Here is a 14,468-nt window from a genome sequence, read left to right on the forward strand (position 1 = left end):
ATATATATATATATATATATATATATATATATATATATATATATATATATATATATATATATATATATATATATATATATATATATATATATATATATATATATATATATATATATATATATATATATATAATATATATATATATATNTTTTTTTTTGTATAAATAAAATTATTTTTTCAATAAAGCAAACATTCTTTGTTTATAAACTTCCACACCTGGTTGATTGAAAGGATTAATTCCTAAAAGAGAACCAGACATAGCGCAAGCTTTTTCAAAGAAATAAACTAAATAACCAAAGTTATATTCGTCTAATTGAGGTACAGTCAATTCTAAATTTGGTACCTGTCCTTCAATATGAGCTTGTTTGGTCGCTGTTTTAATTTTTTGATTAATATCTGTATAATTTTGACCTGCTAGATAATTAAGGCCATCTAATTCATTCTCTACTTGAGGAATGACTAAATCTTGGTCAAAATGACCTACATTTAAAACTGTTTCAAAAAATAACTTACTTCCTTCTTGGACGAATTGTCCTAAAGAATGCAGATCAGTAGAGTTATTAATAGCTCCCACAAAAAGACCTTTTTCGTCTTTACCTTCAGATTCAGCAAATAATTGTTTCCACCATTCGGAAAAACCTAATAAATGTGGTTCATAACTAACTAATAATTCCATTTTTTTATCTAATTTAGTGTGTAAAAGATAACGGGCCGCTGCGTATTGATACGCTTCATTTTTATTTAAATCATCAGATGAAAAATCTAAATAAGCTTGATGAGCTCCTTTTAACATAGCCTCTACATCTAAATTAGCAAAAACAAAAGGTAATAATCCTACAGCAGTTAAAACACTGAATCTTCCGCCAACATTGTCAGGAACAACAAATTTTTCGTAACCTTCTTGGTTAGCTATATTTAATAAAACACCTTTTTTACCGTCTGTAGTAGCAAAAACGCGTCTTTTAGCCTTTTCTTTGCCGTACTTTGCTTCTATTTCTTTTTTCAATACTCTAAAAGCTAAAGCAGGTTCTAAAGTAGTACCAGATTTAGAAATAACGTTCATCGCCCAATTCTTATCTTTTAAATAATGAGTCAAATTTGTTAAATAATTACCTGACACTTGATGGCCTGCGAATAACACTTCAGGTTTAGTTTTTTGAAAAGGAATTTGAAGCAGTTCTATTCCCGCTTTAGCGCCTAAATAAGAACCACCAATCCCTATCACTACTAACACATCTAAATCCGGATGTTCTTGTTTTAATTTTTTTATTTTTTGAATTTCCTCAACATTATCGTTCAAAGGTAAAGTTAACCATCCTAAAACAGTATCTTTTAATTCTTGATCTTCATGCAGTTTTTGATGATTTTTTTTAACTTGAGGAGCTATTTTTTTACTTTCCTCATCCCAATTTAAAAAATTTTGGATTCCATCTAAATTTAAGTTTAAACTCATATCAACACTCCATAATTATCTTTTGATTATTGCAAATATATTTTTAAAAAACTATTGTTTTTTAATAAATAATAATTAGACTAAATGGAAAAATAAATCATCTTTTAAGAGAAAATACAATATACTTTATAAAGTATAAATAAAGCATATTGTATTTTGGTTTTTTAGCGGTTTTGTTTTTATGGTTAAAAATTATAACAACGTAGACATTTTGTGTAATAATCTTACCAATTGACTAACATAACTCATTTCGTTATCATACCAAGACATTAATTTGATAAATTTAGGTTTTGTTTGAAGAATTTGTAAAGTATTAGAGTCATATAAAGAACCATAAGCAGTTCCTACAATGTCAGAAGATACGATAGGATCTTTAACGTATCCTAAAGTTTCGTTAGCGTTTTTAGCAAAAACTTGATTAACTTGTTCCACTGTTACTTCTTGGTTTAATTCTGCTGTAAGATCCACTAAAGAACCTGTTACAGTTGGAACTCTAACAGATGTACCATCTATTTTACCTTTTAATTCAGGTAATACTAAACCAATAGCTTTCACTACTCCTGTAGAAGTAGGGACCATGTTAGAAGCTGCTGCTCTACCGCGTCTAGCCCAAATACCTTTAGAATGATTTTGGTCAATTAAAGTTTGGTCGCTTGTGTAAGAGTGAACTGTTGTCATAAACGCTTGGTTAATACCGAAGTTATCGTTTAACACTTTCGCAACAGGCGCTAAGCAGTTAGTAGTGCAAGAAGCTCCACTAACAATGTGATCATCTTTAGTTAAAACATTATCATTGACATTGTAAACAACTGTTTTTAAATCGCCAGTAGCAGGAGCACTAATTAAAACTTTTTTAGCTCCAGCTTGTAAGTGTAGATCCGCTTTTTCTTTACTAGCGAAAAAACCAGTACATTCTAAAACAATATCTACATTTAATTTACCCCAAGGCAAATCTTTAGGATTTCTTTCTTGAAAAACAGGAATTTTTTTCCCATCCACTACTAAATGATTATCTTCATAAGAAACAGAATCTGTTTTATATGATCCTTGAGCAGTATCGTATTTTAATAAATAAGCGATTGTTTCTAAATTAGATAAATCATTGATGCCAACAACTTCAAATTGTGGGTTAGTAAAAATAGAACGAAACGATAATTTTCCTATACGTCCAAAACCATTAATGGCTACTTTTGTTTTTTTGTTCATAATTTTTTTATACCTTTTTTAAATTATTTTTTCATAAATTTTTTATTCAATATTTTCGATACATTCCAACCCAAACATTGGTTTGCCTTCTAAATATTCTAAAAAGGCTCCTCCGCCAGTAGAAATGTGGCTAAAATGACCGTCTAAACCAAATTTAAAGACAGCAGCTGCACTATCACCACCACCGATGATTGTAATAGCTTTATTATGCATTCGACTTATTATTTGTGCTATTTCTTTAGTGCCTTGAGCGAAATTATCAAATTCAAAAACTCCTAAAGGTCCGTTCCAAACAATAGTTTTAGCTAAAGTTAAATATTTTTGAAATAAAGCGACTGTTTTAGGACCGATATCTAAACCCATCACATTATCAGAAATATTGTTAACATCAGAAACACTAACTTTAGTTTCGTTAGCAAATTCTTCGCCGCAAACAACATCTGGACCTAAAATAATTTTCTTACCTTCTTCAGAACTTAATAATTCTTTCACTAAAGGTATTTCGTTTTCTTCTAGTAAACTTTTGCCTACGTTATGACCTTGCGCTTTTAAGAAGGTAAAGCTCATACCACCCCCGATCAAAAGAAAATCAACTTTTTTCAAAAGATTACGAATGATTTTAATTTTATCAGATACTTTAGAACCACCTAAAACCGCTACTACCGGTCTTTGAGGTGTTTTGATGATTTTATGAAGAAAATTAATTTCTTTTTCTACTAAAAAACCGAAATATTTTTCTTCCATATTTTGAGCAATACCTACGTTAGAAGCATGACTGCGATGAGAAGTTCCAAATGCATCATTCACGAAAACATCGCCTAAAGAAGCCCAATATTTTCCTAAATCAGCGTCATTTTTACTTTCTTTTTTGTTGTCTAAATCTTCAAAACGAGTATTTTCAACCATCAAGACCTCTCCAGGGAGAAGTTTTTCAATAGCTTTTTCTAAAATTTTTCCTCTTGTTTGAGGTACGAAATAAACTTTAGCATCCAAACGAGAAGATAAATTTTGAGCCACAACTTCAAGGCTATATTTTTTTTTATCATCTTCGATTTTAATTCTACCGAAATGAGAAAAAATAATTACTTTGGCTTCATTTTGAATTAAATGTTTTAAAGTAGGCAAAATAGCTTTAACTCTATTATCATCTGTAATACGTTTATTCTCTAAAGGAACATTTAAATCTGCTCGTAATAAAACTTTTTTATTTTTAACGTTAGCTGTAGAAAGGGTTTTTGTCATCATACCAAAAATACCTTTTTTTTCAAATCTTTTTTAATTATTTTTTGTTGCGCACTTTCATTATGGCTTTTTTTAATAAATTTCACAAAGATAACAGTTACGACTATTAAAACAATAATGTTACTTCCGGCCGTGCTCCAACCGAATTGACTATAATGGTTTATATCAGTTGCAAGGAATAATAAACTTAATAGAGATATTCTCAATGAAACTCTTAAAAGATTCATCCAGAATGATACTTTAGCGCTCTTATTGTACGAAATAATATAACCCATCATCATTGAAGCCCATACAGAAGTGAAAAGTGATAATTGTTCATAAAATAAAATCGTTTTAAAACCTTGAATTTCTTCCGATGAAAAATCTTTGGTTGGTTTGAAAAATCTTAATAATTTTTCGCCATAAAATTGATTTACCAAAATACCGACTGTGCCTAAAATAGTCGTAATAACGAAAACATTTTTAAAAATTTTCAGAGTTTTTCGTGAATCTTGATTGCTAGATTCTTGCGACACCATGACTGATTGTCCATCTTCAAAAGATTGCGATAAAGAATAAACAATACCATTAACTAACGCTGCTAAACCGGCAATTCCTAATAAAGAAGGTTCATAAGGTTCATAAAATTTTGTCGTCAAAATATTAACCACTGCTTTACCAACTTCATAAGTAGCCTTGCCGACCACTAATCCACCAGATAATTTAGAAAATTTTTTTAACACTTTAGAAGAAAATTTGAATTTTTTGAAATCTAATCTGGTATCGTTTTTCTTATTAAAGAACATAAAATAAAAAGCTATAAAAGTAATCAATAAATCAGAAAATAAAGTAGCGAATTGCAAATCAACAATACTTACATTTCCTTTTTCTCTAAACCATTTATAACCAAAGGCTAAAAGCACTCTTGTTGAAATGTTTAAAATATTTAAGAAAAAAACAAAACACGTTTTATTTTTAGCTCTTTCAATTCCAATAAACACTACATTAATAGTCATAAAAATGAAAGATATTAATTGAATGTTATAACATAAAGAGCCACCATCAGTACGATAACTAACGGGTAAAAAAAGGTCGAAATTAGGTATTATAGCGCCAATATAGAATACAATGGATAATAAAAGGCTTAAAATAATAGAAAACAAAAAGGCTAAAGTTACGTATTCTTGTGTTTTTTCTTTATTATTTTTTTTATATTCTTGGGCTACTAAAATAACGCCCGCACCGCCTAAACCCATCGCAATAGCTTGGAAAACTTTACCAATTTGTTTCATCAAAGTAATAACTGAATCGATATTTTTATTTATTTTTGTTGGATTTCCCACAATAAAATAATCTACTGCGGATGTAAAATGTTTAAATATTAAATAAATAGCGACTGGAATAGAAATAACGATTAAATTTTTCCAAATCGAACCTTGAAACTGAGGTTGAGAATTGTTTGTGTTTAAATTTTTTTGTTTAACATTTGTAGACATTTTTAAAATTTATCCTTTACTTCTTAATTAAAAAAAACTAAATAAATATTTTTATTGAGTTATTTTGTCAAATACATCAAACAATTCGTCTTTTACATAGGGTTGATCAAAAATGTTTTTAAATTCAAGATGAGTTAATTTGTTGCCTTGAATTCCGATACCACAATTATGAATGTCTTTTTTTAACAATTCAACTGCATAACTGCCCATTCTGTTGGCTAAAATTATATCTTCAGCTGTAGGAGTTCCACCTCTTTGAATGTGTCCTAAAATTTGAGCTCTTGTTTCAAAACCACTATATTTTTCCACTTCTTTAGCTAATTCATTAACTGCGAAAATATGTTCTGTCACCACTATAATAGCTTGTCTTTGGTTCTTTTCGTATAATTCTTTAACTTTATCAAAAATAGTTTGTTTATCTAAAGATTTTTCGCTTGTGACAATCATATCCACTCCACCAGCAAGTCCGCCGTATAAAGCTAAATCACCTTTGTGTCTGCCCATTACTTCGATAATGCTGCATCTACGATGAGAAATAGAAGTGTCGCGTAATTTTTCAATCGCATCCACTACGTTATTTAAAGCCGTACTAAAGCCAACTGTATAATCTGTAGCATTAATATCGTTATCTATCGTAGCAGGAATGCCTACACATTTAATACTTAATTCATCTAGCTTCATAGCTCCATGATAAGAACCATCTCCACCAATAACCACTAATTTAGTAATCCCTAAATCAGTTAAATTGTTAGCACATGATTGACGAACTTTTAATTCATTTTGAAAAGGTAAAAAACGTGAAGTACCTAAAAAAGTACCTGATACGTTGATAATTCTGTCTAAAGAATCAGGTGTTAACAATTCTATTTGATTGTTATATAAACCTAAATAACCGTCTTTTACACCATAAACTTCATAATTTTGATTAGTTCCTGCCATAACGACTGCTCTAATAGCAGCGTTCATCCCCGGAGCATCTCCGCCTGAAGTTAAAACAGCGATTTTTTCTAAATTTTGTTCATTGTTCATTATTAATATAACCTTTTTTTCTTATAAATGTTATTTTGAAATTATGCTTTATTAACGGAACCAAATAAAGTTAATTTATGTTTTAATTCTTTTTTAATAGCTAAAAAACCTGGATTTAATAATTTTCTTGGATCATATCCTTTATTAACTAAATCTTTGCCTTCTTCAATATATTTACGTGTAGCTGCAGCGAAAACTAATTGAAATTCAGTATTAACATTGATTTTAACCACTCCTAAAGAAATAGCTTTTTTAATCATGTGTTCAGGAATACCAGTTCCACCGTGAAGAACTAAAGGGACTTGTTCTTTAGTCAAAGATCTAATTTTAACAAAAACATCGAAATCTAGACCTTTCCAATTATCTGGATATTTGCCATGGACGTTGCCGATACCAGCAGCTAACATATCAATGCCTAATTCTGTTATTTTTTTACATTTATTAGGGTCAGCAATTTCACCTTGACCAACTACTCCATCTTCTTCTCCACCGATACCGCCTACTTCGGCTTCCAGTAAAACTGATTTTTCACGACATAGTTGAGTTATTTGACGAGTTTTTTCTAAATTTTCTTCAAAGGGGTAATGACTTCCATCAAACATAACAGAAGTGAAACCAGCTTTAAGAGCTTCTTGAGCGCCTTCAAAAGAACCGTGATCTAAATGAAGTATTACAGGAACACTAATATTATAAAAAGCATCTAATTCTTTTACCATAGCAACAACAGTTTTAAAACCTCCCATATATTTAGCTGCACCTTCTGACACTCCTAAAATAACCGGTGATTTTAATTCTTCTACAGTTTGTAAAGCAGCTTTAATCCATTCTAAATTATTAATATTTACTTGAGCGATCGCATAACCTTCTTGGTGAGCTTTTAAAATAACTTTTTTATCGGAAGTTAACACTGAAAAATCCTTTCTTAAATGTATTTTATTATATAAAACGTCCTTGATAGGTTTTATATAATAAAATTACACATTACAACATAAATTTATTTATAAATGAATTATGATTGATAATTCAATTTATAAAACAATTTTTATATTATACATACATTTATTATATTAATACTTTTTTTTAAAAAAAATAACAACAAAAACAAAAATCGCTTAAAGATGAATAATTTATCATGAGAAAAATCGACTTTTTAAGCTTTTTTCATGATTTTTTCTTTCTAATAAAATTTTTTTATTTTGTTTTTTTGTTTTAAGAAAGATTTTGAAAAAATGTGAAAACAAGAGGTCAAAAATGAATTTTTCTTGAATTTGGACTATATTACGAGATTTAAATAAAAAATGTGCTAGATAATCTACTTTTTAAAATTTAAAAATAAACCTCTACCGTCGAGTCTTTAAAATATAATTAATTTCATATTTTTTATTCTCTTTTGGGAGTTATTTAAATAAAAAAGCTAACTTATTTAAATTCGCTGGGTTTTCTAATATAAAAAGGTAATTGTTTTACCTATTAACTAATTTCCTTTAATTTAGTTTCAAAATAAACTTTCATCGCCATTAAATGCTTTTTATCTATAGGGTACAATGTTGGTTTGACGATTTCACCGGCTAAGTAGTCAATTTGGGATTTGAATATTTGTTGGCGCGCTTGGGTTTCTTCTTGACCCGAAGTTAAGGCTATACAGGAGTAGTGGGTTTAGGTAAATAAAAACCGACCGCTCCTCCCAAATAAAAAATAACGAAAGCGCAGGCGCTAAAAGTGATTTTATTTAAAATTTGTACCTTAGTTCTTCTTTGTAAATGAGATTTTTTCTTTCTTTTGCCATATTAATTTTTTCTTTCTAATAAAGTTTTTTATTTTGAAAAGACTTTCGCAGATTTGCTGTTGTTTAGAAATTAAAAAAAAGATTATTTAGTTAATTTAATTATTAAACTTAGTTAAATTATTAAGTTAATAACTCAGATTTAACTTTTAATCTAGTTAATATCAATATTTAAATAGTTTGCAGAGATTTTGAGATCGAGAATAAAACCGTTAAAAAAAGGAATCAATAAGATTACTTAATAAATAATTAAAACAGTTTTTTTCGATTTCAATATATTTGAATACCTTCAAGCAAAGAGGCTTTAATTTTAAAAAATTACTTTTTTTAGAAGGTGTTTGCAAAACCGTACTCAAAAAGAGAAACTGTCGTTATGGAAATTAATATAAAAATAGTATTTTTAAAATAACTTATTACTTAGTCTTTTGTATTTGACTCGTCTTTTTTAGTTTTTTTGTTGTTTTGATTAGTTGCCCTCGGAATCACATTATTCGATACAATTAATGATTTGACCATCAGATTTATAAAAAGTTGTTTTGGTTATGTTTTCATCGGAATCGTATTCGTAGATGAAATTAATGGTTTGACCATCAGATTGATATTGAGTTGTTTTTGTTAGTTTTTTATCGGGATCGTATTCGTTTATGGAGATATAATTAATTGTTTTACCATCAGATTGATATTGAGTTGTTTTGATTAGTTCTTCATCGGAATCGTATTCGTATTCTTCGATGCAATCAATGGTTTGACCATCAGATTGAAAATAAGTTGTTTTAATTGGGTTTTCATCGGAATCGTATTCATCGACGTAATAAATGTTTTTGCCGTCAGATTGATATTGAGTTGTTTTGATTAGTTTTTCATTGGAATCGTATTCTTCTATGCGATTAATGGTTTTATCATCAGATTGAAATTGAAAATAAGTTGTTTTAATTATTTTTGCGTTGGAATTGTATTCGTAGATGCGATTAATGGTTTTACCATCAGATTTATAAACAACTCTTTTTAAAATTGGTTCTGGAAATTCATCAGTATTGTAAACTTTGGCATAAGCTTTTTGAATATCTTCAATAGTAATCTTAAAGGAATTGCCTCTATTTGTATTCGAAATATTGATAGCTCTCTCATTGGCTCTTGCAATAGCTTTTAAAAAGTTTTCTAAAATTCTATTAGATTTTATTTCTTCTCCTCTTAAAAATGATAATTCATCTAATTTGTTATTAATATCTTCAACTAAATAATCTTTGGCTGTTTCTGAATATTCATTACCTCTTTTTTTAATCATAAATTCTAAAAAAGCTTTACGATCTTTAAAATCACCGACTTTAACTTCTGTTTTGTAATCAAATCTTGATTTAATAGATTCATCTAATTTCTGAAAGTGATTAGTCGCTGCGATAATAAAAATAGGATTGTTAACATCATTTTCAGTTGAAGTTAATTCAGTTTTGAATTGATTAACAACATTTGCTGTATCCGAATTAGCTTCTAAACTGCCTAAATCTGTAAAAATCGTGTCACATTCATCAAGAAAAATAATAGCTCCATTATTTTTTTGTGCTTCTTTTCTCGCTGATTTGAATAAATTAATTACCAAATTTTTTTCGACTCCTTTGTATTTTTGGAAAAACATCGAAGAAGAAATTTCAAAAAAAGGTAAATTAGTTTCTTTAGCAACTGCTCTTGCTAAAATAGTTTTACCAGTACCAGCAGTTCCATACATTAAAATTCCCATTGGAGCTTCGCATTTACCATTTGATTTACGATTTTTGATTTTTTGTGAATATAAAATAAATTCTTCCAAGATTTCTTTTTCCTTTTGCATCCCAATTATTTCAGCAAAAGATAAAAATTTATCTGTTTTTGAGGGTTTAAAAGTAACAGGATCATTTGCTGATGCAGAAGATAATTTAAAAGAAGGATGAATTTCTTTAACTATGAAATTTAATTTATCTCGAAAAAGTAATTCTTGATTTACTTTTTTTATTTGTTGATTTTCGTTTTTGGTTAGTTGTGATAATTTTTGAACATCTTCTTTAATCTTTGCTATTTCATGAGTTGTTTTCCAATTAGCAAAAGATACCAATGATAATAAAATAAATAATAAAAATAAAAAGATAGAAATGACAGTTTTTTTTTTTTGTAAAGGTTTCGATGTTTTCATTTGATTTTCTCCTATTTTGACTTTTCCTTTCTAAGTAAGATTTTTTTATTTTTTTATGTGTTTTTCATGTTTTTTTATTTTCTTTTTTTTCGATTCTTTCTGAAAAAAATTATTGTTTTTAAAGTGTATAAAATAAAATGTCCAGCAGAAACTTCATACCAATCTAAATCAGCTTGATTTTGCTCAAACAAAAAAGTAAATTTATTGTTTTGGGTATCAATTTTATTTTCTTGAATATTGTTGATTTTATTTTTAATTTTCGGCATAGCGTTTAATAATTTTTTGGTATAAGGGTGTTTTGTAGATGTTCAAAAATTTTTTTAGTAGGACCCATCTCTACTATATTGCCTAAATGCATCCATCACAAATATCCGATCGCTTAAATAACTAGCCGCTCCTAAATTATGAATAATAAATAAAAAAGTAATTTGATAATCTTTTTAAATTTATTTAAAAAATCTAAAATTTAGTTTTGATTAGAAACATCTAAAGCTAAAACTATTTTGTCACAAACAACAAATTTAGGTTTTAAAATTAAAGACCTAGCGATCGCTATTCTTTGTCTTTGTCCGCCTGATAGATAGTTAGCGTAATGATTATATAATTTGCGGTCTGCTCCGCATTTATCCATAATATCTAAAATCATCGATTCATATTAAGGATCTTTTTTTATTTTTAACCATTTTATAGATTAATAAACTTTCTTCAATAATATCGGCAATTTTAAATTGAGGATCTAAAGAAGAAAAAGGGTCTTGAAAAATAATTTGCAATTCTTTGGTTAAAAGACGTTTTTCTTTAGAGCTAATAAGGGTTAAATCAATCTTTTCTTAGTCTTTACAATACAAGACTTTGCCTGAATCAGGTTTTTGCAATTGTAAAATAACTTGTCCTAAAGCGGAATTGCCTGAACCAGAACTACCGACGATCGATAAAGCTTCTCCTTTGAAAATAGATAAATTAATATTATTATTAACTTTAAAAATATTTTTTTTAAATAAAAAGCTTTTTGTAAGTTTTTAGCTTCGATAATGACTTCTTTTTTTTGGAAGTCGTAAGTACTCATTTTTTAATTATTTATTTTTTTAAAATATGAATAATTTAGAAAAAACAAAAGAACATCAGATTCATTTTAAAATTAAAAGATAGTTAAAAAAATAAACTTTAAAAAAGACATAGCAAATGGATAAAAAAATTAAAATTTTATTAAATTAAATAATTTTTATTTTTATCGTATTATCTATTTTTATTTATAATTTTATTTTTCATTATATTAATTTCTTATTATTCTTACAAAATTTTCTTTAATCATCGTTAGTTTAAATTTTTTTTAAACCGAAAATAAGCAATTTTTAATATTTATGGAAATATATTAATCATCATTAAATTTTTGAATAAATATTCAAAAAGAATCAAAAAATTAAAATACAAATTCATTATATCATTTTTTAAAAAAATATCTCACAAAATAAAATTTTTTATTAGTTCGAACAAGGAAGGCTAAATCGATCAACGTTCCATCAAAAGATCAAAATAAAAAAACCGCCGAAAATAAGCAGTTTTTTTATTATCCAGAAAAATTACCCTTTTATAAAGTTTTGAAATTTTAAAACAATAGCGTTATAAAAAAGGTTATTTTATTCTCTTTTAATTTAAGAAATTTTTTTAAAAATCAATTATAATTATATTGTGTTTTCGGTTCTTTTTGTTCTTGCTTTTGTTCTTTCGATTTGATTGTTTCGTCAATTGCATATGGTTTGAGTGTTTTTTTAATTTCTTTTGGCTTTTGTTCAATAGGGAGCACTTGAACAGAGACGAGTTGGAATGCCTTTGATTCGGCTGAATCATTATGAAAAATATACATCGTTTTAGCTCCATCTCCCATTTGCTTCAATTCTTCCAAAGTATAGTGGGATCTTAAAAAAGTTTTCAATCTCTTTCTTCCATCAAAATAAACTTTTTTGTTATATTTATCAGGATTTTTAATCGGATTATTAATTTTTTTTTATAAAAAAACACTATCAGCGTTGTAACTTGGAGTTTCTGAAACAGAACCGATAAAGTCGGGATTTATTTTTACCTTAATAAAATCTCGAATATTTTAAGTTGCGTCGCCAATTGTTCCGATATTAACATGGAAAATAGTGAATGGTTTTTTTGAACGACTTTGAAAATATACATTTTATTAACTCCATTACCCATTGTTTTTGAATCTTCTAAATCATATTGGGTAAACTAAGATGATTTTTTTCTTTTACCTCCGTCAAAATAAATAGCTTTTATATTGTCATTAGGGTTTTTAATCGGAGAATTAATGTTTTGATCGCTATATTTATTAGAATTATAACTAGGAGTGTCTGAAACTTTGCCTTTAAACTCAGGATTAATATTTTTCTTAATATATTATTTAATAGCGCCAGGAATATCTTCAATTTCTCCTAAATTAATTTTCACCTCTTTAGTTTGATGTTTTATCGTTGTTGAATTAACTGTTTGATGAACAATCTATATTATCGGAACAATTACAAATTTATTGTAATCATCATCAACCGGTTCTAATTCGATGTTTTTAATGTCTAGCTTTTCTGCTTTGAAAATATAAATATTGTTAGCTCCATTAGATTTATGTTTTAATTGATTTAAAGTGTATTCCGGAGAATAAAGTCTTTTTTCTTGTTCCTCCGTCAAAATAAACACTTAAAACATCTAAGGTATCAACGTCTATAAGCATTTTGCTATCTAAATTTTGAACTATAATAATTAGAATTATAACATGAATAATCGCTTACTTCTCCAACAAAATTGAAATCAATATTGTTTTTAATGTATAATTCGATAACTTTTTGAATATTTGAATGGCTCCCTTGGGGGATAACTATTTCTTGAATGTTAATCTTTTTTTCTTTAAAAATATAAATATTATTAAGCGAACCAGTAGTATTTGCAATCAATTCTTCTAAAGTGTAATGGTTTTTTGTTGAGGTCTTGTGCCTTCAGCGAAATAAACACCTTTAACGCCAGAAAGAAGACTTTTAATAAAATGTTTTAATTTTTTATGAGGTCCCACATTAAATTGAGCTGGATAGTTAGTATTAATATTTTTTTGAATATAATCAGTCATTCGTCTTCGGAAAGCAACATCTCCTTCGAATGTGTCCAAAACAATTTCATATCTATTAGGGCTCAACGATTTGAATATATAAATTTTTGTGGACCTGTTGCCCATTTTCTTTAATTGTTCCGATTTAAATTGACCGTTGCCAAAAGAAGGTTCTCTTTCACCGCCATCAAAATAAACTGCTTTTATATTATCAGCAAGATTTTCAATAAGTGAATTTATCTTGTGTTTGCTATATTTATTGGAATTATAACTTGATTTATGAGTAACTTCTGCGTCAAAATTGATATCAATTTTTTGTTGAATATGTTGTTTAATGGCTATCTGGTATATTATATAAAGCACCTAAATCAACGTTTACTATTACTGTTTATGTATTTTTCGCTGTTTCTGTTGTTTTATTTGACTCTTCGTTTCCTGGTCCGATATTGAAACTAAAAAATTTATCGTCTGAACCTTTTTGAGCTGCAATTATCGAACCAATTATTAACACTGCAATAACGACAACAACAATTATCCTAATTAATAACGAGTTGCCTTCCTTTTTAGGCGGTTTATAAGGGGGACTGATTTGATGACATTTTATTTATCTCTCTTTTCATTTAATTATATAATCTCATTATATCTTTTTTTGCAAGTGAAACGCCAAAATATCCATCAAAACAGAGTTTAAAATATTATCAATAAATTAATAATTCTTATAAAAAAGACTATAAAAAGGAGGGGTGAGACCCAACGAAATGGCACCGAAAGATAACTACTAATTTTTCTAAAATAAATATCTTTTAGAAAAAATTATTTATTAATTTAATTTATGATAACATAAAAAAAACTATTTGTCAACCTTTTTTTAAAAAATAATTTAAAAATATTTAAAAAAAACTTAAAAAATCATTTTTATCCCGAAAAAAGAAGCTTTATAGTGATTATCATCATTTTAAGACCGAAAAAATCATTATTTTTAAATATTTAAAAAAGAAAAGAAAAAAAGAAAAAAA

At 27.4% G+C, this 14,468-nt stretch carries 15 protein-coding genes; all 15 read right to left on the minus strand.

The window, feature by feature from the left end; genetic code table 11:
- Positions 1-169: 169 nt before the first annotated feature.
- A complete protein-coding gene (locus CPX_RS02025) occupies positions 170-1,453 on the minus strand; it encodes a glucose-6-phosphate isomerase (RefSeq protein WP_053521519.1) in 1,284 nt (427 codons plus the stop codon).
- Positions 1,454-1,645: 192 nt separating this feature from the next.
- On the minus strand, positions 1,646-2,659 hold the full coding sequence (gene gap, locus CPX_RS02030; RefSeq protein ID WP_053521520.1) for a type I glyceraldehyde-3-phosphate dehydrogenase: 1,014 nt from the start codon (positions 2,657-2,659) through the stop codon (positions 1,646-1,648).
- Positions 2,660-2,701: 42 nt separating this feature from the next.
- The gene (locus tag CPX_RS02035; RefSeq protein WP_420885268.1) at positions 2,702-3,901 is read right to left on the minus strand and encodes a phosphoglycerate kinase; all 1,200 of its coding nucleotides are present in this window, start codon (positions 3,899-3,901) and stop codon (positions 2,702-2,704) included.
- Positions 3,901-5,376 (minus strand): MATE family efflux transporter, encoded by a 1,476-nt coding sequence (locus CPX_RS02040; RefSeq protein ID WP_053521522.1) that lies wholly within the window; start codon positions 5,374-5,376, stop codon positions 3,901-3,903. Before CPX_RS02040 ends, CPX_RS02035 begins: the two co-directional genes overlap by 1 nt.
- Positions 5,377-5,427: 51 nt before the next feature.
- Positions 5,428-6,405 (minus strand): 6-phosphofructokinase, encoded by a 978-nt coding sequence (gene pfkA / locus CPX_RS02045; protein ID WP_053521523.1) that lies wholly within the window; start codon positions 6,403-6,405, stop codon positions 5,428-5,430.
- A 41-nt stretch (positions 6,406-6,446) separates the two neighbouring features.
- Positions 6,447-7,313 carry a class II fructose-1,6-bisphosphate aldolase gene (gene fba / locus CPX_RS02050; protein WP_053521524.1) on the minus strand — a complete coding sequence of 289 codons (867 nt, stop codon included), beginning with the start codon at positions 7,311-7,313 and terminating at the stop codon, positions 6,447-6,449.
- A 1,362-nt stretch (positions 7,314-8,675) separates the two neighbouring features.
- Positions 8,676-10,352: a DUF2963 domain-containing protein gene (locus tag CPX_RS02055; protein WP_053521525.1), complete on the minus strand. Its 1,677-nt coding sequence runs from the start codon at positions 10,350-10,352 to the stop codon at positions 8,676-8,678.
- 74 nt (positions 10,353-10,426) lie between these two features.
- Positions 10,427-10,618, minus strand: coding sequence for a hypothetical protein (locus CPX_RS03365; RefSeq protein ID WP_235443240.1), 192 nt, complete (start codon positions 10,616-10,618; stop codon positions 10,427-10,429).
- Positions 10,619-10,818: 200 nt separating this feature from the next.
- The gene (locus CPX_RS03370; protein ID WP_017191714.1) at positions 10,819-10,998 is read right to left on the minus strand and encodes an ATP-binding cassette domain-containing protein; all 180 of its coding nucleotides are present in this window, start codon (positions 10,996-10,998) and stop codon (positions 10,819-10,821) included.
- 184 nt (positions 10,999-11,182) lie between these two features.
- A complete protein-coding gene (locus CPX_RS03510) occupies positions 11,183-11,338 on the minus strand; it encodes an ATP-binding cassette domain-containing protein (protein WP_320408627.1) in 156 nt (51 codons plus the stop codon).
- 686 nt (positions 11,339-12,024) lie between these two features.
- Complete coding sequence (locus CPX_RS02065; protein ID WP_152907386.1) at positions 12,025-12,285, minus strand: hypothetical protein; 261 nt, start codon at positions 12,283-12,285, stop codon at positions 12,025-12,027.
- A 572-nt stretch (positions 12,286-12,857) separates the two neighbouring features.
- Entirely contained in the window at positions 12,858-13,049 is a 192-nt protein-coding gene (locus tag CPX_RS02070; RefSeq protein WP_053521527.1) for a hypothetical protein, read from the minus strand.
- Positions 13,050-13,087: 38 nt separating this feature from the next.
- Positions 13,088-13,303, minus strand: coding sequence for a hypothetical protein (locus tag CPX_RS02075; RefSeq protein WP_017191675.1), 216 nt, complete (start codon positions 13,301-13,303; stop codon positions 13,088-13,090).
- Between the two features lie 5 nt (positions 13,304-13,308).
- Entirely contained in the window at positions 13,309-13,815 is a 507-nt protein-coding gene (locus CPX_RS02080) for a hypothetical protein (protein WP_053521528.1), read from the minus strand.
- Positions 13,816-13,840: 25 nt separating this feature from the next.
- Positions 13,841-13,963 carry a hypothetical protein gene (locus CPX_RS03480; RefSeq protein ID WP_268760257.1) on the minus strand — a complete coding sequence of 41 codons (123 nt, stop codon included), beginning with the start codon at positions 13,961-13,963 and terminating at the stop codon, positions 13,841-13,843.
- Positions 13,964-14,468 lie beyond the last annotated feature (505 nt).

Source organism: Candidatus Phytoplasma pruni (assembly GCF_001277135.1).
Classification (GTDB): Bacteria; Bacillota_I; Bacilli_A; order Acholeplasmatales; family Acholeplasmataceae; genus Phytoplasma; species Phytoplasma pruni.